The organism is Pseudoalteromonas sp. SG43-5 (assembly GCF_014164345.1).
Taxonomy (GTDB): domain Bacteria; phylum Pseudomonadota; class Gammaproteobacteria; order Enterobacterales; family Alteromonadaceae; genus Pseudoalteromonas; species Pseudoalteromonas distincta.
The window spans coordinates 1-24,269 of sequence record NZ_JACJFA010000017.1 but is presented as its reverse complement, the minus strand read 5'-3'; the positions used below and the strand labels follow the sequence as shown (position 1 = coordinate 24,269).

Here is a 24,269-nt window from a genome sequence, read left to right as displayed (position 1 = left end):
TCCTATTTATTTTTAGAATATTTTTATAATGTATTTTTAAGTGCAAGGCTCAATTGATGTAGGTGTCCGTCAAGTTTCTGCTTCGCCTTTGCTGCTTCTTCAAACGTTACATATTTAAACTCAACAGTATCTAAAGGTCTAAACTGTGCAAATTGACGTAAGTCGGCTTCAATAACAGTCCCTAGCAGAGGGTAGCCCCCTGTAGTTTGGCCATCATTTAGTAACACAATTGGCTCTCCACTTGGTGGGAGTTGAATACTCCCAGGACTTACCCCTAATGATGGCAAAGAGTGCGAATGCCCCAAATTATTCTTATGCTCAAGCCTTACACCCATTCGGTTACTATTATTGCTGACTTTAAAAGCGGTAGACACAAAGTTGCTAAGTAAAGTCTCGCCTAATAAGTCGGCATGAGGACTTGGATGCAGGCGTATAAGTTTGCGCTGGGCGGGAGCAATTGCGCCTACCTTTTTAAACTCTCCATAATAAGGAGTAATAGGTATTTTATCACCAGAGGTGAGAGATCTACCTTCAAAACCACCAAAACATGCGTTTAAATCTGTAGATTTAGAACCCATAACCTCAGCATTTTGTATACCGCCTTTCACTGCTAAATAAGCTCTTAAGCCTGCTCTACCAGTAGCAAAACTTAGGACTTGTTTGTTTTTTACTGCGTATGTCCAACCAGGATAAATTGCATGTCCATCAAGGGTTGCTTGCAAATCTGCACTATGAAGCGCAATTACTGTGTCGCAGGTAAATTCCAGTTCGCACAAACCTACAGTTATTTCTAAAACGGCATCATTGTCGTTATTGTTAAGTAATCTATTTGCAATGATTTGTGCAATAGGGTCTAGGCTGCCCGCTTTGCTTACACCTAAATGGCGGTAGCCTTCACGGCCAAAATCTTGAATTGTAAGTAATACACCACTTTTAAGTACTTTAATCATGATTTGCTCCTTTATTAACGAGCGGAACAAATTCAAGCGTATCGCCTGGTTGAATTAAACAAGGTTGCTCAGAGGTCGAATCAAACAAAGCAGTATCTGTATGACCTATTATATGCCAACCACCTGGGGTATCTGCGGGGTAAATGCCGGTTTGTGCAGCACCTATAGCAACAGAGCCTTTAGGAACTTTAATGCGTGGCTCATCACGTCTTGGTGTATGTAATTGCTCATTTAAGCCATGTAGGTAAGCAAAACCGGGCTGAAAGCCTAAAAATAAAACGTGGTACTTGGTTTTACTATGAATATTAATAACTTCATCGGCACTTAAATTATGATAGCGAGCCACGTAATTAATGTCCTCACCCTTGTATGTGGTTTTGATTAAGTGATGCTGCCCCTTAAAAGTACTCGTTTTAATATCATTCCACAGCGAAGGTAGCACTCGTAACCACTTATTTAAGTGTTTATCTGATTTTAAATAAAGAGTGAGCGAGTTCATGGCGGGCACCAAATCGCTAAATTCATCAGTGCTTTTACAGTGGCTAGCTAGAGCCCAAATTTTCTTTTGAATAGAGAGTATATCTGTAGCGTCTAAATGCGATGCATCAAACAGTAAACTACTGTTTGTTAATGCATAAATATGAGGAGCTGGCTTCATTAAATAAACCTATTTGTACAACATAATTTAAACGTAACACAGTTTTATTAATTTATTTACACCATTGCGACTAAGTGGTTATGTTTATTGCCCAACTTACTTTAAGAGTAATTTTATATTCAATTAATCGTATTTAACTTATTGAAGACCAAAACTTAATACGCTTCGTACTAAATAAGTAATTAGGTTGAAATGAAAATTAGGATAAGGAGGTCTTAGTTAGCACGCACTTGTTTAAGAGGTACTTTATGAAACACCAGCATTTATTATATTTATCAGGCGCTGCTATTATATTTAGCGCAGGCAGCTTTGCTTTATCTATGGAAAAGGTTGAGCACAGTAATGTAGAAGCCACCATGCATGTAGAAACCATTGTACTTGGATCGGGTTGTTTTTGGGGAGCCGAAAAACGCTACGAAGCGCTTAATGGCGTTATTGATGCTGAATCGGGGTACGCTGACGGCAATGGCTTTAAAGCTACCTACAGAAACATTACTGATCAGTCTCGTCGTTTTGACGAGAACAATTATGCTGAAGTTGTACAAGTTATGTATAACAGCAATATAATTTCAGCAGAAGATCTCTTAAAAAACTATTTTGAAAGTCACGACCCTACGCAAAAAAATCGCCAAGGTAACGACATTGGTACGCAATACCGCTCAATTGTATTAACGACCACTGATGCGCAAGCTAAAGTAGCTGAGCAAGTTAAATCGCAATATCAGCAGCTTTTAACTGATGCGAGCTATGGCAAAATTGAAACAGTTATTAAACCGCTTCAAGGTTTTGTATCGGCAGAAGAGTATCATCAAAATTATTTAGAAAAGAACCCTAATGGCTATTGTCCCGATCACTCTACCGGTGTTGTTTTTAATAAAACACCTGTAGAAAAAGTAGATAACACGGCTTTATTAACAGGAAAACAAATCGTAGTCTTAGATTCACGTGAGTACTGCCCATACTGTGAAAAGTTTAAAAAAACAGTCGCAAATGATTACAAAGGGACAATACCAATGTCGTTTCGCCATGCTGACCAACTTGATGATTTAACTATTAAGTCAGCCACGTGGGCAACACCGACCATTTTGTTTTTAGAAAATGGTATTGAGGTATATGGCCGTCAAGGTTACGCAACGCCTGAAGAGTTTTATAAAGCATTAGGCGCTTTTAAATTAGGCAACAGTGATGCTTATAAAGTTGCATTTGATGCACGAACAGATAGACCTTACTGTAAAGAGTACAAAGAGTTTAAAAACACACCTGACGGTACTTTTGTTGATAAATTAAGTGGCGAGCCACTATTTGATACAAGCGATAGGTTTAACTCAGGTACTGGTTGGTTGTCCTTTACTCATCCTGTAAAAAACAACGTAACACAGCACGACGATAGCAGCTGGGGCATGACACGCATTGAGCTTCGCTCTAAAAGTACAGGCATACACTTAGGGCATTTATTTCCAGGTGAAGGTCCAAGAGGTCACGATCGTTACTGTATTAATGCAACAGTCCTTGATTTTGTACCGAGAGATAAAAGCTAAACCTTTTCTTTACGTAGCCTGATTCTAATCAGGCTTTTTTTGCATAAAACAAAATATGCTTATCACAATCTTTGTAAATTTGTTAAAATTAAAGCGTGCAGCTAATTGTCAATAATATTACTTAGGTTATTAATGAATCAATTTATAAAAATAGCAACGCAGTTAATATATTTGCCATTCGCTTTACTGCTTTTAATAAACAACGCTAAATCAGCGACTCATTACGTAGTAGGCGTAGAGAATATAGAATACCTTCCATACTACGATGGTAGTGGGGCTGATAACCGCGACTATTATGGTTTTAGTCAAAAGTTACTTACCTTGTTTGCCCAGCAGCATGACTTTAAGTTTGAGTTTTACACACTACCTATTAATCGACTTTACAAAGAATTTGTGGAACATCGCCATGTCGACTTTAAGTATCCAGATAACCCTAGCTGGAAACCAAGCTACAAAGCTTCATTTATTGATGTAAATAAAATTATTTATTCGCAGCCAACCGTTGTGACTAAAACGGGCATTGCGAGTTTAAATAAAAATATCACTATTGATGAATGCATTAGTTTTGCAACGGTAAGGGGGTTTACGCCTCAAAGCTTTAAACCGTTAATGAATAATGAAAACGTTGAGTTAATAGAAACAGCTAACGTAATTGAATTAATAGAGTTGCTTTTAAAAGAGCGAGTGGAGTGTATTTACATATCTAACGATGTATTAAATTATAACCTCCAAAAATACTTTAAATTAACCCGACCTGTTTATTTTCAAAACGAATTGCCGACAGATTTACAAGCCTTTTTATTATCGTCGATTGACTACCCTGACATAATCAAGAAATTTAATACCTTCTTGATTTCACATAAAGTGCAAATAAGTAAATTAAAAAAAGAATATCAAATTAAAAATTAACTAAAAAAGCCCCGTAAGTTATAACTTACGGGGCTTTTAAAAGTATTAAACTTATATTGCATATCATGTGGTGCGCCAAAAATAAAAACAGTTCAAGCCAAGTCACCACCTAACTTGAACCGCTTTTTCACACTGACAACATCTTCACACACAATATAAAGATTCTGTTTACTACGCTTTGGTAGCTTTGTATTACATATCATGTGGTTTGAGCCAAGAATAAAAACAGTTCAAGCTAAGTCACCACCTAACTTGAACCATTTTTCACACTGACAACATCTTCACACACAATATAAAGATTCTGTTTGCTACACTTAAGTAGCTTTGTATTACATATCGTATGGTTTGAGCCAAGAATAAAAACAGTTCAAGCTAAGTCACCACCTAACTTGAACCATTTTTCACACTGACAACATCTTCACACACAATATAAAGATTCTGTTTGCTACACTTTGGTAGCTTTGTATTACATATCATGTGGTTTGAGCCAAGAATAAAAACAGTTCAAGCTAAGTCACCACCTAACTTGAACCGCTTTTTCACACTGACAACATCTTACACACACAATATAAGATTCTTTTCACTGCTACGTTTGAGTTACTAGAACTCTAAAGGTTGCATTTATTGCTCTTAAGAAACAATTTAACTAAGTTGTTTTGAGCTGATAAAGCAACTATAATATTTAACTTTATTTTCGACAAACGATAAAAACAAAACCAATGAGTGAAAAAAATTAAACTATAGACTTTAGTCTAATGCATGGTGCTAAGTTTATGTATTTAATTAAAAAATTATTTAAATTTGCAGAGAGGTTTAGACGAGTTCAGTAATACAACATAGAGTAGGTTGTATTACTGAACTCGTCTAATAGGGATTATTCTTGGATTTTTCTAAACGTATTTACAACCCACTTCGCAAATAAATCAAGGGGGTGATTAGGCGTGTTTGATTCGTGCTGCACTAAATAGTATTTATCTTTAGTTGTTAAAGGCTGTTCGAATAACTTGTAAAGCCATTGCTCATCTAGCCAGCTTTGGCTAATAGGCAGTGGAATAAGCGCAATGCCCATGCCTTGCTGCGCTGCACGCGCTACACCAAACATGCTATCTATTTGAATAATCTGCGAAGGAGAAAAATCATCAATCCCTGCTTTTTCGGCCCACTGATGCCAAGCCCAAGGGCGAGCTTTGTGCAGTATTAGCGGAACTTGGTTAAGGGCTTGACGATGATCGTCCCTCCACTGATCGAGCAATTTTTTATTACATGCAGGAATATATTCAAGGTTAAACAACTCAGTCGCTAACCCTTCAGTAGGTTTACCAGAGGACAATACAATAGATAAATCGCTATGACGCGTTAATTCTTTGCGTGTTTTAAGCGTGTCCATTTGCAGGTTTATATTAGGGTGTTCTGAGGTCCACTCACTTAATTTAGGCATGAGTAGTTCGCTGGCAAAAAATTCAGGCAGGGTAATCGTCAAATTTGTATTTTGCTGCATCTGACTAAACTCATTAATGGTGCTCTCTAACATTGTGATGATAGGAGACACAGCATCAAAAAAGTTTTTACCCGCTGTGGTTAAGCTAATTGAACGCGTTTTACGTTGAAAAAGCTCAATACCAAGTTGTTCTTCAAGTTGTTTTATTTGATGGCTTACCGCAGACGGCGTTAAGTACAGCTCATTAGCTGCATGCTTAAAACTTAGGCTTCTTGCGGCAAAGCAAAAAGAGCGAAGGCCACGAATAGGAGTTTGCATGTTTTCCAGAATTATTTAATTTATTGAGACGCCTTACTTAGGCAAAATTTGAACCAACTATTTAATGTTTAAATATCAATAGGTTAAAAATAAAATTAACGCTAGTTCACAAAAAGGGTGCAGGCTATCCACAAAATAGTGCAAAGAATCTAAGCGCTTACATTTAGTTTATATTTGTATTATAGATAAAATTTACTACAGATGTATGAATGACGGTAAAAATAATGACAAAAGATAAAAAAAATCCCTCGTAAGAGGGATTTTGGGTAACTCAGCGCCATTGGCACTGGGAATGAGGTCGGTACAGGGTAAAGCGTTATTTTTAAGCTAGAGCCTAAAAAACCATTTCTGGAACTTCACCATCAACAAGTAATTTACCTGCTGTTTTACTAATGATTTCATCAACAGTAACGCCCGGAGCACGTTCTAATAGATGAAATGCGCCGTCTTTAACTTCTAATACGGCTAAATCTGTTACTATTTTTTTTACGCAATTAACGCCAGTAAGCGGTAAAGAGCAGGCTTCTAATAGTTTAGAGTCACCATGCTTACTTGCATGGGTCATAGTAACAATAATATTTTTCGCGCCAGCGACTAAATCCATCGCGCCACCCATGCCTTTAATCAGCTTTTTAGGGATCATCCACGATGCGATGTTGCCGTTCTGGTCAACTTCAAATGCACCCAGAACGGTTAAGTCTACATGACCACCCCGTATCATGGCAAAACTATCTGCACTATTAAATATGGCTGCACCTGTGGCTGCTGTCACGGTTTCTTTACCCGCGTTAATCATATCGGCGTCTAGCTCTGCTTTAGTTGGGTACGGGCCCATGCCTAAAAGGCCATTTTCGGACTGTAACATAACTTCAATATCATCTGGTACATAGTTTGCGACGAGTGTCGGAATTCCTATGCCCAAATTTACGTAGTAACCATCTTGAAGTTCTTGTGCAACGCGCATTGCAACTTGTTCACGTGATAATGCCATAATTTTGCTCCTGCTTAATCTCGTGTTGTTACACGTTCAATGCGTTTTTCAAAGCTGCCTTTAATAACGCGATTTACAAAAATACCCGGGGTATGAATTTGGCTTGGTTCAAGCTCACCCGGCTCTACAATTTCTTCTACTTCGGCAACGGTAATTTTGCCCGCTGTTGCCGCCATTGGATTAAAGTTCATGGCGGTGTGTCTAAACACTAAATTACCAAAGCGGTCGGCTTTCCACGCTTTAACAATGGCAAATTCACCTGTTATAGATTCTTCTAAAATATACGGGCGACCATTAAACTCTCTTACGTCTTTGCCTTCAGCAACTGGAGTACCGTAACCGGTTGCGGTGTAAAACGCAGGTATACCCGCGCCACCAGCACGCATTTTTTCAGCTAGTGTACCTTGAGGCGTAAGCTCTACATCAATTTCGCCACTTAATAACTGCTGCTCGAATAGGGCATTTTCGCCAACGTACGAGGCAACTACTTTTTTAATTTGTTTGTCTTGTAATAAAATACCTAAACCAAAGTCATCAACACCACAGTTATTAGATACTACGGTTAAGTTTTTTGTTTGCATGTGCTTAATTTGTTTAATTAAGCCCTCAGGAATACCACATAAACCAAAACCACCGGCAATAATGGTATCGCCGTCTTTTAATCCTTCCATTGCAGCTTCGTAACTAGAAACTACCTTATCAAAACCGGCCATGAGTCTCTCCTCATTGTGTGCTATTTGTTGTTAACTATCTTTAATCATCATTTCATAAGATAGCTATTTAACCTGAACTCTGGTTAATAGATTTACTAACATATGAATCAGGGTGATATTTAAATTTATTTTCTCTAGCCAGAGATTTTCAGTGAAAACAAGGCGAATTTACGCGTCAATAGCTGGCCTATTGCAAGTAAATTCAACGCAGTTAGTGCTGAAAATAGCTGCTCGAGATAGATTTATTATCCAGAGCTCAGGTTATTTTGTGTGCAGTGCCACAGATACTTTGCTCACAGGTTGCTTACCAAGTGCTTTGGTTATCTCCCAGCCAGCGTCACTTAACCTTTGTAAATCAATTGAGTGTTCAATGCCAAGCCCTTGCAGTAAGTAAACTACATCTTCGGTGGCAACATTTCCTGACGCCCCCTTAGCATAAGGACAGCCACCAAGGCCCGCGACTGCCGCGTCAACCGTTGCAATACCTAGGCTTAAAGCTGCGTAAATATTTGTGAGCGCTTGGCCGTATGTATCATGAAAATGCACGGCCAACTTGGCTTTATCAATGTGCGTTAAAAGTAACTCGATTAATTGCGTTACTTTTTTTGCGGTGCCAACACCTATGGTATCGCCAAGGCTTACTTCGTAACAGCCTAAATCTAATAGCTTTTGCGATACACTTAGTACTGCTTGCGGGTCAATATCACCCTCATAGGGGCAACCGAGTACACAGCTTACATAACCACGTACGCGAATATTATTAGCTTTAGCAAACGCCATTACTTCGCTAAAACGTTCAATACTTTGCTCAATTGAGCAGTTGATATTTTTTTGACAAAACGACTCACTTGCAGCGGTAAATATAGCAAACTCTTTAATGCCAACAGCGTGCGCTGCTTGTGCACCTTTTAAGTTAGGGGTAAGGGCGCTTAAATTTACATTGGGTAAATCAAGGGCTGATATTACATCCGCTGAGTCTGCCATTTGTGGCACCCACTTAGGGGAGACAAACGCGCCCGCTTCAATATCTTTTAAACCTGCAGCACTTAGGGCGTTAATAAGCGCTACTTTATCGGCTGTGCTTACTGTTTTTTCGTTTTGTAGGCCGTCTCGCGCGCCAACTTCAACAATACGTACTTTACTTGGAAAGGCACTCATTATGCACCTTCCTCAGTTGTATCTTCGACAATAGCAAGTAAGGCTCCATGCGTTACTAATTCGCCTTCACCAAAACAGTAGCTTTTTAAAATGCCGTCATGCGGTGCGTTTAGCGTGTATTCCATTTTCATGGCTTCGATAATAACAACCGCATCGCCTTTGGTAATTGTGCTACCAATGTCGATTAAGTGCTTAACTACTGTGCCATTAAGCGGCGCCGCAAGTGGCAGTGCTTCACTTTCGTGCGAACTAATATAATGTTTATCAACTAGTTCAAGCTTAGTTTGCAGTGCTTTATTCATCACTGTCACACTATTGCCTACCGTAGTTACGTGCGCGCTATATTTTTCACCGTTAATAAATACACTGCAAAGATTATTATTCAATGTGCCTTGTAGATTAAAAACGTGCTCGTTATGCGTAATACTATAGCCTGCTGTCGTTTTTATAGCGCTTAGCTGTAAATCGGCAAAAGGGACTTTAATTGCTTGTGGTGCATTGAGTGTAAAACCACTCAGTTGTTGCCACGGGCTTGCACTGTATTGCGCATTTTGGGTGTTAGTTAGCGATTCTAGATATGCAAAAGCACCAATAAGCTGACTTGCTTGTAATAACGATTCGTTAACCGCAACTAACGAATCACCTTGCTCAGCAATAAAGTGTGTGCTTGGCGCACCTTGTTTAAACGTAGGGTGGCTTGCTAAGTTATGTAAAAAGCCAATGTTAGTGCTAAAACCCGCTAAATGAAATTGCTCAAGGGCTTGTTGTAAGCGGCTCAGTGCTTGTTCGCGATTGTCGTCGTGCACAATAAGTTTTGCAATCATCGGATCGTAAAACGGGCTGATTTCGTCGCCTTGTGCAATGCCTGTATCAATGCGTACAAATTCACTGTTAAGGGGTGTGTGTAGTGCTTCAATAGTGCCCGAGCACGGGATAAAGTCGTTAGCTGGATCTTCTGCGTATATACGTGCTTCAAAGCTATGACCCTGCAATTGAATATCACTTTGTGTCATTGGCAATGTTTGCCCACCCGCAATATTTATTTGCCAATTGACTAAATCTACACCGGTTACCATTTCGGTCACTGGGTGTTCTACTTGAAGGCGCGTATTCATTTCCATAAAGAAAAATTCATCGCCACACAGTAAAAACTCAACCGTACCTGCGCCTCTATAATTTATAGCCAGTGCACAACGTACAGCCGCTTCGCCCATTTCTTTGCGTAGTTTGTCAGATAAACCCGGAGCAGGGGCTTCTTCAATTACTTTTTGATGACGACGTTGCAAAGAACAATCACGATCGCCTAAATAAACACAGTTACCGTAGTTATCTGCAAATACTTGCACTTCAACATGGCGAGGCTGGTTAACGTAGCGCTCAAGTAATACTAAATCGTTACCAAAACCGGCAATCGCTTCACGTTGCGCACCTTGTAGTGCGCTCATAAAGTCTTGTGCTTTTTCAACCACACGCATGCCTTTACCACCGCCACCAAAGGCCGCTTTAATGAGTACAGGGTAGCCAATTTTTTCAGCTTCACTTTGTAAAAAAGCAGGGTCTTGCTTATCACCGTAATAACCAGGCACTAACGGTACATTAGCAGCTGCCATTATTTCTTTAGCGCGGGTTTTAGACCCCATTGCTTCAATGCTACTTGCTGGTGGCCCTATAAAAGCAATGCTATTAGCTTCGCAGGCTTTAGCAAATTCGCTGTTCTCAGATAAAAAACCATAGCCTGGGTGAATACAGTCAGCGCCGCAGTCTTTGGCAACTTGTAAAATTTTGTCTGCTACTAAATACGAATCTTTACTTGGCGCGGCACCAATATGGTAAGCCTCGTCAGCCATTTTTACGTGCTGGGCATGTTTGTCTGCATCAGAGTAAACCGCGACCGTGGTTAAGCCCATTTGTTTTGCGCTGCGCATTACACGGCACGCAATTTCTCCACGATTGGCAATCAGTATTTTTTGTAATCGTTGTGTGTTCATAATCAATCCTACAGTTGCCAAGCGGGTGGGCGTTTATCAAAAAAAGCACTTAGCCCTTCTTGACCTTCTTCAGATACGCGAATTTTTGCAATACGCTCTGCGGTAAGCTCAATGAGTTCATCGGTTATTGGTTTATTTGCTACATCGTTAATTAATGCTTTTGCGGCTTTTACTGCAACAGGTCCGTTATCAATCAGTGTTTGCAGCATATTATCGAGCGCACAGTCTAAATTACCGGTTACTTGATGAATTAAGCCAAGTTGCTTAGCAGTATGTGCATCAAACACTTCAGCCGTTAAAAAGTACCTGCGAGCAGCGCGCTCACCAATAGCTTTAATAACGTATGGACTAATAACCGCCGGAATAAGACCCAGTTTTACTTCACTTAAACAAAATTGTGCATCGTCTTTACTAAGGGCTATGTCGCAACAGGCTATTAAGCCCAGAGCACCACCAAAAGCGGCACCTTGCACAGCACAAATTGTAGGATGCGGGAAGCTTGCCAATACCTGCATTAATTTAGCTAATTGCATTGAATCAGCTAGGTTATCGGTGTAATTGTTATCAGCCATTGATTTCATCCAGGCTAAATCGGCACCGGCTGAAAAGTGTTTACCTTCTGTTTTTAAAACCAAAGCACGAATATCAAGCGTATTTGCATGTTCAATACACTGAATAAGTTCGTGTATTACTTCACTGTTAAATGCGTTTCTTTTTTCTGGGCGACTTAACACAAGTACAGCCACATTAGATTTTGTTATTTGTAGTGTTACTGACATTTTGCGCTCCGGTTACATTCTAAATACGCCAAATTTCGAATCACGTTTTGGTGCGTTATTCGCAGCCGTTAACGCAAGCCCTAATACATTACGCGTATCGGCAGGGTCTATAATGCCGTCATCCCACAAGCGTGCGCTTGCGTAATACGGATGACCTTGCTCTTCGTACTGTTCAATAATTGGCTTTTTAAAATCACTGATTTCTGGCTCGCTCATGGTTTGGCCTTTGCGTGCTAAACCATCTTGTTTAACTTGCGCCATTACACCAGCTGCTTGCTCGCCGCCCATTACCGAAATACGGGCATTAGGCCACATCCACATCATGGTTGGTTCAAATGCACGGCCACACATACCGTAGTTACCTGCGCCGTATGAGCCGCCAATAAGTACTGTGAATTTAGGCACATCAGCACACGAAACCGCCATCACCATTTTAGCGCCGTGCTTAGCAATACCTTCGGCTTCGTATTTTTTACCCACCATAAAGCCGGTAATATTTTGTAAAAATACTAAAGGAATATTGCGCTGAGCACACAGCTGAATAAAGTGCGCGCCTTTTTGCGCCGACTCACTAAATAAAATACCGTTATTAGCTACTATGCCAACAGGATTGCCGTAAATACTGGCAAAGCCGGTGACCAGCGTTTCACCAAAGTAACGTTTAAATTCATCAAATGATGAATCATCCACTGTGCGCGCTATTACTTCGCGTACATCAAACGGCTTTTTAAGGTCGGTGCCTACAATGCCGTAAAGCTCGTTTATATCGTATCTTGGTGGTTTTACATCCTCCAGAAGAGGGGCCGTAGGGCGTGTATAATTAATACGCTCAATACATTGGCGCGCAATAGACAGCGCATGAGCATCGTTTTCAGCGTAGTGATCGGCAACACCCGAAATTTTACAGTGCACATCGGCGCCGCCTAACTCTTCGGCTGTTACTTCTTCGCCGGTTGCTGCTTTTACAAGGGGCGGACCTGCTAAAAATATAGTGCCTTGATCTTTTACAATAATACTTTCATCGGCCATTGCAGGTACGTACGCACCACCTGCGGTACATAAGCCCATTACTACAGCAATTTGTGGAATGCCTTTACCCGACATACGGGCTTGATTGTAAAAAATACGACCAAAATGCAACTTATCTGGAAATACATCATCTTGCTCTGGCAGATTTGCACCGCCCGAATCCACCAAATAAATACACGGTAAGTGGCAGCGCTCGGCGATATCTTGTGCGCGTAAATGCTTTTTAACGGTAAGCGGAAAATATGTACCGCCTTTAACCGTGGCATCGTTTGCAATAATCATGCATTCAACGCCTTTAACACGGCCAATACCGGCTACAACGCCTGCACAAGGTATTGCTTGATCGTACACACCAAAGGCAGCAAATTGCGAAATTTCTAAAAACGGTGAGCCTTCGTCAATTAATGTATTTATGCGGTCGCGTACAAATAATTTACCACGGCCTTCGTGGCGCTCTTTTAATGCAGCGCCTCCGCCTTGGCTAATTGTTGCTACTTTACTGCGTAAATCATCCACCAGCGCTGACATATTTTTATGGTTTTGCACAAACGTTGGGTCGTGAGGATTAACGCTCGATTTTAAAATAGTCATGGTTTAATCCTTAACGGCTTTCTGTGAAAAGTTCGCGGCCAATAAGCATGCGACGAATTTCGGATGTACCTGCACCAATTTCGTATAATTTAGCGTCACGAAGAAGACGACCCGTTGCGTATTCGTTTATGTAGCCATTGCCACCTAAAATTTGAATTGCATCTAGCGCCATTTTAGTTGCAAGCTCTGCGGCGTATAAAATGGCACCGGCGGCATCTTTACGGGTGGTTTCGCCTCGGTCACACGCTTTAGCTACCGTGTATACGTATGAGCGCGCAGCATTCATTTGTGTATACATGTCGGCTATTTTGCCTTGAATTAACTGAAATTGACCAATAGGGGAATCAAACTGTTTACGCTCATGAATATACGGTACCACTATGTCCATACACGCTTGCATTATGCCAAGCGGGCCCGCTGCAAGTACTACGCGTTCGTAATCAAGGCCACTCATAAGTACTTTAACGCCTTCGTTTAAGTTACCTAAAATGTTTTCCTCGGGTACTTCGCAGTTTTCAAATACTAGCTCACAGGTATTTGAGCCGCGCATACCCAGTTTGTCGAGCTTTTGTGCTGTTGAAAAACCAGGAAAGTCACTTTCAACAATAAATGCGGTAATGCCTTTAGCGCCAGCGTTTAAATCTGTTTTAGCGTAAATAACGAGTGTGTGTGCGTCTGGGCCATTGGTGATCCACATTTTATTACCGTTTAAAATGTACTTATCTCCTTTTTTTTCGGCTTTGAGTTTCATCGATACAACGTCAGAGCCCGCATTAGGCTCGCTCATTGCAAGAGCACCAATGTGCTCACCACTAATAAGCTTAGGTAAGTATTTTTCTTTTTGAGCTTGTGACCCGTTACGGTTAATTTGATTAACGCACAGGTTTGAATGTGCTCCATAGCTTAACCCTATAGAGGCACTAGCACGGCTTATTCCTTCCATAGCAATAACATGTTCTAAATAGCCTAAACCGGCGCCGCCAAGTTCTTCAGATACGGTCATACCTAGTACGCCCATTTCGCCCATTTGAGTCCAAAGTTGATTTGGAAAAGCGTTATCTAAGTCCGTTTTTTCAGCAAGCGGGGCAATCTCCTGACTCGCAAAACTGTTTACGTGGTCGCGGATCATATCGGCGGTTTCGCCAAGGCCAAAGTTCATTTCTTTATATAGTGAAATAGTGCTCATGATTCATTCCTGTGTGACGTGTGTGTTGTCAGTGTGTTGTTATTTTAAAAATAAACTTACTCGTCTATTTTATTAAGCGTGTCTCTGCAGCGGCGCTCGGCCGTCACCAACTCCATAAGAACAACTTTAATGTCGTCCATTTGTTGAGATAGGTCTGCTTTTTTTTCTGAAATAAGGTCAAGCATAGTAACCAACTGCTTAGCGCTTGATTTATCTGCGTCGTACAGTTCAAACAAACGACCGGTTTCGGCCAATGTAAAGCCAAGGCGCTTACCACGTAATATTAGTTTTAAACGCACTTTATCGCGTTTTGAATAAATACGGGTTTGACCATTACGTTCTGGCGTTATTAACCCTTGGTCTTCGTAAAAGCGAATAGAGCGGGTTGTAATGTCAAATTCTTTAGCGAGTTCGCTAATGCTAAATGTTTGTTCATTACTGGCCGGCATTTTGGCTGAGCTTGCAAAGTTTGTTTGATTATCTGGTTTCATAATTGTATTTACCTCATTCGAATAACTCCAATATAAGTGAAGTTTACGTAAAGGTAAAGCTTGGTGTGGTTTGAAACTATTTATAAAGGGGTGTTTAAGCGAGGTATTGATTTATATTATTAATATTCAATGGGTTATTTTTATTTTATCAGTGTAGTCTAACCGATGGAAAATAATCCTTACACTTATAAAACTAAAAATTAAGCTGTTTTTAGTTGACGTTGGCGTAAACGTTAGTATTGTGTAAGGGTATTAAATAATAAATGAATACTAAATTAATAGAGCAAATATACTAACAACTATTTGCATATAAATACAATGGAGTTAGTTATGACTTTAGAATCAGTGGTAATTGTAGCAGCAAAACGCACCCCAATGGGTGGTTTTATGGGAGCGTTAAGTGATGCGCAGTCTACCGAGCTTGGCGCTACCGCCATTGCAAGTGTACTCACACAAACTGGTTTAGCTAATGATGCAATAGACGAAGTAATTATGGGCTGTGTATTACCAGCAGGGCTTGGACAAGCACCTGCACGCCAAGCAATGTTAAAAGCAGGCCTTGCACTTAGCACTGGCGCTACAACAATTAACAAAGTATGTGGCTCTGGTTTAAAAGCAGCCATGCTTGCAAACGATTTAATTAAAGCGGGCTCAATTCAATCTGCTATTGCTGGTGGCATGGAGAGCATGACAAATGCACCGTACTTTATACCAAAAGCGCGTGGCGGTATGCGCATGGGACATGGCGAAATAAAAGATCACATGATGAGCGATGGCCTTGAAGATGCTTACGACAACAAAGCAATGGGTTGTTTTGCACAAGACACCGCCGATGAATACGGCATTGGCCGCGAGCAAATGGATGCGTTTGCATTAGGCTCATTAAGTAAAGCAAAAGCAGCAATACAAAATGGTAGCTTTGATAACGAAGTTGCACCCCATACAATGCAAACACGCAAAGGCGATATAACAGTATCGATTGATGAGCAACCAGGTAACGCCCGTCCAGAAAAAATCCCTACCTTACGTGCAGCTTTTAAAAAAGACGGCACTATTACAGCGGCTAATTCATCGTCAATTTCAGATGGTGGCGCAGCGCTTATATTAATGAGCGAATCAAAAGCAAAAGAGCAGGGCTTAACACCGCTTTGTAAAATTGTAGCGCACAGCACGCATTCTCAAAAACCAAGTGAATTTACAGTAGCGCCAGTAGGGGCTATGAACAGCGTGCTTGAAAAAGCAGGTTGGGCTGTAAACGATGTTGATCTTTGGGAAATTAACGAAGCATTTGCCATGGTAACCATGCTGGCTATTAACGAGTTAAAACTTGATGAAAGCAAAGTAAACGTTAACGGCGGTGCATGTGCATTGGGTCATCCAATTGGTGCAAGCGGCGCGCGTATTTTAGTAACGCTTATTCATGCCCTTAAAAACCGAGGCCTTAAAAAAGGCATTGCGTCTTTATGTATTGGTGGCGGTGAAGCGGTTGCTATGGCCGTAGAAGCGTATTAACTAGGTATTAAATAGTTATAAGAAAGCTGTACGAATAACTATAAAAGCGCTGCACTAATAATACTAACAAAGCGGCGCTACCAATTTTAAAAGAGAACACACAACTCACACACTAGGATTTAATCATGCACCAAGTACCACTACTTATTAATGGCGAATTTATTCAATCAGCATCAAAAGAGCTTATCGATGTTATAAACCCAGCAACTCAAGAAGTACTTGCACAAGTGCCATGTACCACAGAATCAGAAATGGACGCGGCAATTGCCTCAGCTTCTGAGACGTTTAAAACATGGAAAGACGTACCCATTACAGAACGTGCTCGCATTATGATGAAGTACGCGGCGCTATTAAAAGAACATCATGATGAGCTTGCTACCATTATTTGCCATGAATTGGGTAAAACATTTGAAGATGCAAAAGGCGATGTTTGGCGCGGTATTGAAGTAGTAGAACAAGCAGCAAACGCACCATCATTAATGATGGGTGAAACAATGGAAAACGTAGCGCGTAAAATCGATACGTATTCTTACATGCAGCCACTTGGCGTATGCGCGGGCGTAACCCCGTTTAACTTCCCAGCAATGATCCCTCTTTGGATGTTCCCGCTCGCTATTGTGTGTGGTAACACCTTTATTTTAAAACCGTCAGAGCAAGATCCACTTACACCAATGCGTTTAGCAGAGCTATTTATTGAAGCCGGCGCACCAAAAGGCGTATTACAGGTTGTTCATGGTACAAAACCACAAGTAGACCGCTTACTAGAAGATAAAGCAGTGCGTGCTATTTCGTTTGTAGGCTCGTGTGGTGTAGGTGCCTATATTTATTCTAAAGGCACAAAAAATCTTAAACGCGTGCAAGCGTGTGTTGGCGCTAAAAACCACATGGTTATTATGCCTGATGCAAGTAAATCGCACGTTGTAAACAACCTAGTAGGCGCATCTGTCGGTGCTGCTGGCCAGCGTTGTATGGGTATTTCGGTTGCTGTGTTTGTAGGTCAAGCAAGTCAGTGGGTAGATGAAATAAAAGCAGGCTTTGAAAATGTACGCCCAGGCGTGTGGGATGATGCAAACGCGGCATACGGTCCACAAACATCAAAAGCAGCAAAGGCACGTATTTTATCACTCATTGCTGGTGGTAAAGAGCAAGGCGCTACCTGTTTAATTGATGGCTCTGACTTTACGGTTGAAGGGTATGAGCAAGGTAACTGGGTTGGTCCGACGTTATTTATCGATGTAACCAAAGAGATGGATTTATACAAAGAAGAAATATTTGGTCCAGTACTCGCGTGTATGTTTGTAGACACGCTTGATGAGGCAATCGCACTTATTAACGACAGCCCTTACGGTAACGGCACCTCGTTATTTACCTCAAGCGGCGCAGTGGCTCGTAAATTCCAACACGAAATTGAAGTAGGCCAAGTAGGTATTAATGTGCCAATTCCGGTGCCACTTCCGTTCTTTTCATTCACTGGTTGGAAAGGCTCGTTTTACGGCGATACTCACACGTACGGTAAGCAAGGTATTCGCTTTTACACAGAAACTAAAACAATTACATCACGTTGGTTTGAAGACGACATTGCGTCGGGCCCAAACATGAGTATTAACTTAAAATAATCGTAATTAAAAAATGAGTAAATAAAAGAATAATTAATAAAAAAGATGGGCGCGAAGGCTACTTCACACACAACACACACATAAGCCTTCGCCGCTCGTCACAAACTTTCCCTGTGACGGGAAACACTAACAACACAACTAACACAATTAAAGAGGTCTACCATGGACTTTAACTTATCTGAAGATCAACAAGCCTTTGCACAAACTGCACGTCAATTTGCCGAGTCAGAACTTGCGCCCCATGCCGCAAAATGGGATCGCGAACATATCTTTCCTAAAGACACGATTAAAGCAGCGGGCGAGCTTGGTTTTTGTGGTTTATACACGCCAGAGGAAGCAGGCGGCCTTGGTTTATCTCGTTTAGATTCGAGCATTATTTTTGAACAACTTGCTATGGGTTGTACCGCAACAACGGCCATGTTGACCATTCATAATATGGCCACCTGGATGGTAGCAAGTTTTGGTACCGATGCCGTAAAAGACAAATACGTAGAGCAATTAGTCATGGGCGAGTTACTTGCCTCTTATTGTTTAACTGAGCCAGGATCGGGCTCAGACGCCGCATCACTTAAAACCAAAGCCGTGCTTGAGGGCGATGAGTACGTTATTAATGGCTCAAAAATGTTTATATCGGGCGCTGGCGAAACTGAAGTGCTAGTTGTAATGGCACGTACAGGCGGCGAAGGCGCTGCGGGTATTTCGGCATTTGTAGTGCCTGCCGACGCAAAAGGCGTGGAATACGGCAAAGCTGAAGAAAAAATGGGTTGGAACGCACAACCAACACGCCTAATTAGCTTTGAAGATGTACGCATTCCTGCGCATAACTTGTTAGGCGCAGAAGGCGAAGGCTTTAAATTTGCGATGCAAGGCCTTGATGGCGGCCGAATTAACATTGCCACATGTTCAATTGGTACAGCGCAAGCGGCGCTTAATACAGCCCGTGAATATTTAAAAGAACGTACACAATTTGGTAAACCATTGGCTGCGTTTCAAGCATTGCAATTTAAAATTGCCGATATGAACACCGAACTTGTAGCTGCGCGCCAAATGGTAAGGCTTGCTGCATTTAAACTTGATAATAACGACGTTGAAAAAACCACTTACTGCGCCATGGCTAAACGTTTTGCTACCGATGTTGGCTTTACTGTGTGTAACGACGCACTGCAAATTCATGGTGGTTACGGTTATATAAAAGAATACCCGCTTGAGCGCCATGTACGTGACGTACGCGTTCATCAAATTTTAGAGGGCACTAACGAAATTATGCGTGTGATTATAGCGCGCCGTATTTTGGCTGAGTCTGCAAGCGACGTTTTATAAGGAGCAATGTATGTCAGAATCTAAATCTAATCCGAGTATTGAACTTACAACCGAAGGTCATGTTGCTATTTTAACTATGTCTAACCCGCCAGCAAATACCTGGACAAAAGACACCCTAGTTGATTTAAAAAATACCGTTAATGAGCTTAATAATAATAAAAATATTTATGCATTAGTACTGACTGGTGAAGGCGAGAAGTTTTTTAGCGCAGGTGCCGACCTAAACGTATTTGCTGGTGGCGATAAAGGCGTAGCCGCCGATATGTCGCGTGTATTTGGTGAAGCGTTTGAAGCGCTTACTAATTTTAGAGGCGTGTCGGTTGCAGCCATTAACGGCTATGCAATGGGTGGCGGGCTAGAAGTTGCCCTTGCGTGCGACGTACGTATAGCGGAAGAGCAAGCACAAATGGCGCTCCCTGAGGCTAAAGTTGGGTTGTTACCGTGTGCGGGTGGCACACAAAATTTAGCATGGCTAGTTGGCGAAGGCTGGGCAAAACGCATGATTTTATGCGGCGAGCGCCTAAAAGCTGATAAAGCTCTGCAAATTGGCTTAGTAGAAGAAGTAGTACCACAGGGTGAAAGCTTTGCGGCCGCATTAAAACTGGCCAACCAAGTAGCCGATCAAAGCCCTACCTCAGTTGCAGCGTGTAAAACATTGATTCAAAAAGGGCGCCATCAACCAATGGCAAGTGTATTGCCTCTTGAGCGCGAGTTATTTGTTGGTTTATTTGATACCGAAGATCAACAAGAAGGCGTAAATGCCTTTTTAGAAAAACGCCGCGCTAACTGGGTAAATGGCTAATGAGTGCTTTAACATTATTAAATAGCGCCGATGAGCCCGTGGTATTTGAAACCACAACCGCAGAAAACGGCAGTTTAATTGGGCTTATTACACTCAATGCGCCAAAAGCCTTAAATGCACTTAATTTTGAGATGATAAAATTACTTGAGCCGCAATTGCGAGCTTGGCAAGACGATGATGCTATTGCAATGGTGTTGTTAAAAGGCGCAGGCGATAAAGCATTTTGTGCAGGCGGCGATGTTGTAAGCCTTCATCATGCAATGGCGCAAGGTAAACCAACAAGCTTAGTTGAAGAGTTTTTTACGCTTGAGTACAAGCTTGATTATCTTATTCATACCTTTGATAAACCTATCCTCGTTTGGGGTAACGGCATAGTAATGGGTGGCGGTTTAGGGCTAATGGCCGGTGCTAGCCATCGCGTCGTAACCGAAACATCACGCATTGCCATGCCAGAGCAAACCATAGGTTTATACCCTGATGTAGGCGGCAGTTACTTTTTACATAAAATGCCACAAAACGTGGGGCTATTTTTAGGGTTAACGTCGGCATCAATTAACTGCGACGACGCGCGTTTTGTATCACTTGCCGATCACTTTATCGACAGCACTAAATATGATTCCATGCTTACGCAAATTTTAACTGCAAAGTGGGGCAAAACCGCAAGTTTAAATCATGAGCGTTTAACTAAGTTATTAACCGATTTAGACAACCAATCTGCGCGTATGCCAAAAGGCAATATAAAAGCTAATTTAAAAACGATTCAAAAGCTGGGTGAATTTACAACCTTGCAGGAGCAAGTTGATTATATTTTAGGGCTAGCTACTGACGATAAATGGCTACAACGCGCCCAAAAGTCACTTAAACACGGATGCCCACTAAGTTGCGCACTCGTTAGTGAGCAATTAAAAACAAGTAAAGGCAAAAGCTTATTAGCGTGTTTTAAAATGGAGCTGGGTATGTCGGTTCGTGCTGGCGAAGTAGGCGAGTTTCAAGAAGGTGTAAGGGCGCTATTAATAGATAAAGACGGCGCACCTAATTGGCAATACAAAACATTAAGTGATGTACCACAAACAATAATAGACAGCTTTTTTGTTAATCGTTTTGGCGAAAACCACCCACTTAATGGCTTAGACACGCCAATACACAAATAAAGGAAAGACGATGACTAAACTCAATATCGGTTTTATCGGCTTAGGCAATATGGGCGGCCCAATGGCGGCTAACTTAATTAAAGCTGGACATACTGTTAGTGTGTTCGATTTAAACCAGTCGGTCGTAAATGAACTTGCAAGCAAAGGCGCAAAAGCCGCAGTTGATGCAAAGCAGTGCGCAACAAATGCTGACGTACTTATTAGCATGTTACCTGCGGGCAAACATGTTAAATCCCTATACTTGGGTAATAACGGCGACAGCGGTTTAATTAACGTGCTGAGCAAAAATACATTAGTAATTGATTGCTCAACAATAGATGCAGAATCAGCACGCACTGTAGGCAGCGCACTTGGTAAACAAGGCATAAGCTTTGTAGATGCACCGGTATCGGGCGGCGTTGCAGGCGCAACTGCTGGCACTCTTACCTTTATTGTAGGTGGCGAAAAAGCAGCGTTTAATAAAGCAAATACAGTGCTTAGTGATATGGGCAAAAACATATTTCATGCAGGCGATATTGGCGCAGGGCAAGTAGCAAAAATATGTAATAACATGCTACTTAGCATTTTAATGGCAGGCACCAGCGAAGCACTGCAAATGGGTATAAATAACGGCCTCGATCCTAAAGTACTTAGCGACATTATGACTGCAAGCTCTGGCCGTAACTGGACGCTTGAGCTTTACAATCCTTGCCCAGGTGTAATGGATACCGCACCGGCTAGTAACGATTACAAACCAGGCTTTATGGTTGATTTAATGGCTAAAGACCTAGGACTTGCCATGGAAGCCGCGCAGCAAAGTAATTCATCAACCCCAATGGGTTCAATGGCTAAAAATTTATACACTATGCTACAGCACCAAGGTGCGGGTAGTGATGACTTTAGTGCCATTTTTAAACTGTTTTCTAAGTAGGAGCAACGCGTGGAAATTAAAAATAACACGGTAGTAATAACCGGTGGCGCACAAGGTTTAGGCTTTGCAATGGCGCAAAAGTTTGCACTTATGGGTGCCAACATTGCTTTAATAGATATGGCGCAAGACTTATTAAACAACGCATGCGAGCAATTAACGCAGCTTGAAGGTGTAACTAGCAATATTAAAGGTTATGCCGCAAACGTAACAAATGAGAGCGAAGTAGAAAACGTATTTAATACCATCAACAGCGATTTTGGCCACATTGGTGTGCTTATAAACAACGCCGGTATTTTACGCGACGGCATGTTTATAAAGGCTAAAGACGGCAAAGTCGTTAAAAAAATGTCTCTTGAGCAATTTCAATCAGTGATTGATGTAAACCTAACAGGTGTGTTTTTAGCCGGGCGGGAAGCTGCAAGCCACATGATTGAATCTGGTAAAGGCGGCGTTATAGTTAATATGTCGAGCGTAGCGCGCGCAGGTAACATAGGCCAAACAAACTACGCGGCATCAAAAGCAGGCGTAGTGGCACTTACCATCACATGGGCTAAAGAACTTGGTCGATTTGGTATACGTGTAGGCGCTATTGCACCAGGTGTAATAAGTACCGCCATGACCGACGCCATGAAGCCAGAAGCCAAACAACGCATGCTTGCGGTAACGCCAGTAGGGCGCTTAGGCGAAAGCGACGAAATTGCGCATACTGCACAATACATAATCGAAAACGACTTTTTTACCGGTCGCGTGGTTGAAATAGACGGCGGCATTCGTTTGTAAACCGAGGTTGATTAAGGTTGATTAAAAAAGCATGGCTGTTTTGGGCTGTGCTTTTTTGTTTTAAATCGGGGAGTTTATAATCTTGAAAAAGGCTAATAACGGCGTTGGCAATTTGTTGTAAAACATGGGTAGTATACCCGCTGAATTAAAACGTAGAACATTCTAGCGTTCCAATTAACTGCGTTAAAAACTTCTCATATAGATAAACTATATAACCCAAATTTTGCCTTGTTACTGAGATATTTATAATCTTGAAAACGGGCTAATAACCCCGTTGGCACCTTGTTGTAGTACATGGGTATATATTTGTGTGGTACGCACGTCACTGTGACCTAATTGTGTTTGTACTGTACGTATATCAGCGCCGCTTTGCAGTAAATGCGTAGCGAAAGAGTGGCGTAAAGTATGTGGCGTAACATGTTTGTTAATATGTGCATCAAAAGCAGCTTTTTTAACAGCGCGTTGTAATTGTTTTTCATCGATATGATGACGTCTTAATTGCTTACTCTCAGGATCAATGCTTAATTTATGTGATGAAAATAAATATTGCCAGCCCAGCTGTCTATTGTGGTTTGGATATTTTTTACGTAATAAATGAGGCATGTAAGCGCCGCTATACAAGGGGTTTTTCAGATCTAATTGCAGGTAACTATCAACTAATTGTATTTGAGAACGTAATTGCGGTGTGAGCTCTACGGCAAGGGTTACAACACGATTTTTGCCTCCTTTGCCATCCCAAATTCGAATGCAGTTATAGTCAAAGTCAATATCGTGTACCCGTAAACGCAGTACCTCCATTAATCGCATACCACTGCCATAAAGTAATCCACAGGGTAAATAATGCTTTGCAGAGCACACTTTAAAAAAATTATTTATTTCTTGCTGCGTTAAAACTACCGGTAGTTTAGTTGCTCGTTTGCTCTTAATAAAACTTAATGATAATGAAAGTGGCTTTTTAATCACTTCTTTAAATAAAAAGCTCAACGCATTTAAGGCTTGTGTTTGAGTGTTAGGAGCAACATTTTGTTGATTGACTAAGTAATTTAAAAAAAGTTCGACCTCATTATCTCCCATCGTTGTTGGGTGCCTCATAGAGTTAAATCGAATAAACGAAGCTATCCAGTATAAATATGCTTTAATAGTACTTTTAGCATAACGCTTTAGATACATTTGTTCGGCTATCATAGTTAAAAAAGGTGATTTCATGATATGAATCTCTAGGGCGTGTTGATCTTTGTGGATTGAAATTTGTTCAATCTAGGGGCGATTAAATCGCGGCGCGAGGTTTGTAACCTAGTGGGCTAAGTAAAAACCGTGCAACAAAGAGTTAATCGTCCCTAGAAAGAACCCAAAGGGCAGCGCATGTTTGGTATTTATGCTGCGTTATCGCCTATTCATGGGGAATAACCACACTACATAGGCTCCGCCTTGCCTAAAAACC

The 24,269-nt window shown here is 41.3% G+C and carries 21 protein-coding genes; 9 read left to right on the top strand and 12 right to left on the bottom strand.

Annotation, left to right across the window (positions count from 1 at the left end):
• Positions 1–23 precede the first annotated feature (23 nt).
• Both H5161_RS15715 and pxpB read right to left on the bottom strand, forming a co-directional pair.
• Positions 24–950: a biotin-dependent carboxyltransferase family protein gene (locus H5161_RS15715; RefSeq protein ID WP_182769645.1), complete on the bottom strand. Its 927-nt coding sequence runs from the start codon at positions 948–950 to the stop codon at positions 24–26.
• On the bottom strand, positions 943–1,608 hold the full coding sequence (gene pxpB, locus H5161_RS15710) for a 5-oxoprolinase subunit PxpB (RefSeq protein ID WP_182769644.1): 666 nt from the start codon (positions 1,606–1,608) through the stop codon (positions 943–945). The genes H5161_RS15715 and pxpB overlap by 8 nt, the downstream gene beginning before the upstream one ends.
• Positions 1,609–1,856: 248 nt before the next feature.
• Here pxpB and msrA point away from each other — a divergent pair, with 248 nt between their 5' ends.
• Both msrA and H5161_RS15700 read left to right on the top strand, forming a co-directional pair.
• Entirely contained in the window at positions 1,857–3,146 is a 1,290-nt protein-coding gene (msrA, locus tag H5161_RS15705; RefSeq protein WP_182769643.1) for a peptide-methionine (S)-S-oxide reductase MsrA, read from the top strand.
• Between the two features lie 132 nt (positions 3,147–3,278).
• Complete coding sequence (locus H5161_RS15700; RefSeq protein WP_182695013.1) at positions 3,279–4,055, top strand: amino acid ABC transporter substrate-binding protein; 777 nt, start codon at positions 3,279–3,281, stop codon at positions 4,053–4,055.
• An 874-nt stretch (positions 4,056–4,929) separates the two neighbouring features.
• Here the strand turns inward: H5161_RS15700 and H5161_RS15695 are convergent.
• The 9 genes from H5161_RS15695 to H5161_RS15655 all read right to left on the bottom strand — a co-directional run bounded on the left by H5161_RS15695 (position 4,930) and on the right by H5161_RS15655 (position 14,737).
• Positions 4,930–5,811 carry a LysR family transcriptional regulator gene (locus H5161_RS15695; protein ID WP_182694627.1) on the bottom strand — a complete coding sequence of 294 codons (882 nt, stop codon included), beginning with the start codon at positions 5,809–5,811 and terminating at the stop codon, positions 4,930–4,932.
• A gap of 334 nt (positions 5,812–6,145) precedes the next feature.
• Positions 6,146–6,802, bottom strand: coding sequence for a CoA transferase subunit B (locus tag H5161_RS15690; protein ID WP_002961879.1), 657 nt, complete (start codon positions 6,800–6,802; stop codon positions 6,146–6,148).
• A 14-nt stretch (positions 6,803–6,816) separates the two neighbouring features.
• Entirely contained in the window at positions 6,817–7,515 is a 699-nt protein-coding gene (locus tag H5161_RS15685) for a CoA transferase subunit A (protein ID WP_182695014.1), read from the bottom strand.
• Between the two features lie 261 nt (positions 7,516–7,776).
• A complete protein-coding gene (locus H5161_RS15680; RefSeq protein WP_182711287.1) occupies positions 7,777–8,673 on the bottom strand; it encodes a hydroxymethylglutaryl-CoA lyase in 897 nt (298 codons plus the stop codon).
• A complete protein-coding gene (locus H5161_RS15675; protein WP_182769642.1) occupies positions 8,673–10,661 on the bottom strand; it encodes an acetyl/propionyl/methylcrotonyl-CoA carboxylase subunit alpha in 1,989 nt (662 codons plus the stop codon). The genes H5161_RS15680 and H5161_RS15675 overlap by 1 nt, the downstream gene beginning before the upstream one ends.
• 8 nt (positions 10,662–10,669) lie before the next feature.
• Positions 10,670–11,440 (bottom strand): enoyl-CoA hydratase/isomerase family protein, encoded by a 771-nt coding sequence (locus tag H5161_RS15670; RefSeq protein ID WP_182769641.1) that lies wholly within the window; start codon positions 11,438–11,440, stop codon positions 10,670–10,672.
• 12 nt (positions 11,441–11,452) lie between these two features.
• Positions 11,453–13,060, bottom strand: coding sequence for a carboxyl transferase domain-containing protein (locus tag H5161_RS15665; RefSeq protein WP_182769640.1), 1,608 nt, complete (start codon positions 13,058–13,060; stop codon positions 11,453–11,455).
• Between the two features lie 10 nt (positions 13,061–13,070).
• Positions 13,071–14,246, bottom strand: coding sequence for an isovaleryl-CoA dehydrogenase (locus H5161_RS15660; protein WP_182769639.1), 1,176 nt, complete (start codon positions 14,244–14,246; stop codon positions 13,071–13,073).
• A gap of 56 nt (positions 14,247–14,302) precedes the next feature.
• Positions 14,303–14,737: a MerR family DNA-binding transcriptional regulator gene (locus H5161_RS15655; protein WP_008135264.1), complete on the bottom strand. Its 435-nt coding sequence runs from the start codon at positions 14,735–14,737 to the stop codon at positions 14,303–14,305.
• 330 nt (positions 14,738–15,067) lie between these two features.
• Here H5161_RS15655 and H5161_RS15650 point away from each other — a divergent pair, with 330 nt between their 5' ends.
• The 7 genes from H5161_RS15650 to H5161_RS15620 all read left to right on the top strand — a co-directional run bounded on the left by H5161_RS15650 (position 15,068) and on the right by H5161_RS15620 (position 22,828).
• The gene (locus H5161_RS15650; protein ID WP_182769638.1) at positions 15,068–16,249 is read left to right on the top strand and encodes an acetyl-CoA C-acyltransferase; all 1,182 of its coding nucleotides are present in this window, start codon (positions 15,068–15,070) and stop codon (positions 16,247–16,249) included.
• Positions 16,250–16,374: 125 nt separating this feature from the next.
• Positions 16,375–17,865: a CoA-acylating methylmalonate-semialdehyde dehydrogenase gene (locus H5161_RS15645; protein ID WP_182769637.1), complete on the top strand. Its 1,491-nt coding sequence runs from the start codon at positions 16,375–16,377 to the stop codon at positions 17,863–17,865.
• A gap of 162 nt (positions 17,866–18,027) precedes the next feature.
• Positions 18,028–19,185: an acyl-CoA dehydrogenase family protein gene (locus tag H5161_RS15640; protein ID WP_002961869.1), complete on the top strand. Its 1,158-nt coding sequence runs from the start codon at positions 18,028–18,030 to the stop codon at positions 19,183–19,185.
• 10 nt (positions 19,186–19,195) lie between these two features.
• Positions 19,196–19,987, top strand: a complete 792-nt coding sequence (locus H5161_RS15635; RefSeq protein WP_182769636.1) for an enoyl-CoA hydratase — start codon at positions 19,196–19,198, stop codon at positions 19,985–19,987.
• Entirely contained in the window at positions 19,987–21,138 is a 1,152-nt protein-coding gene (locus H5161_RS15630; RefSeq protein WP_182769635.1) for an enoyl-CoA hydratase/isomerase family protein, read from the top strand. The genes H5161_RS15635 and H5161_RS15630 overlap by 1 nt, the downstream gene beginning before the upstream one ends.
• Before the next feature lie 10 nt (positions 21,139–21,148).
• Positions 21,149–22,048: a 3-hydroxyisobutyrate dehydrogenase gene (gene mmsB / locus H5161_RS15625; protein WP_182769634.1), complete on the top strand. Its 900-nt coding sequence runs from the start codon at positions 21,149–21,151 to the stop codon at positions 22,046–22,048.
• 9 nt (positions 22,049–22,057) lie between these two features.
• A complete protein-coding gene (locus H5161_RS15620) occupies positions 22,058–22,828 on the top strand; it encodes an SDR family oxidoreductase (protein ID WP_182769633.1) in 771 nt (256 codons plus the stop codon).
• Positions 22,829–23,071: 243 nt separating this feature from the next.
• Here the strand turns inward: H5161_RS15620 and H5161_RS15615 are convergent, their stop codons facing one another.
• Positions 23,072–24,034: an integron integrase gene (locus tag H5161_RS15615; protein WP_182769632.1), complete on the bottom strand. Its 963-nt coding sequence runs from the start codon at positions 24,032–24,034 to the stop codon at positions 23,072–23,074.
• Positions 24,035–24,269: the final 235 nt, after the last annotated feature.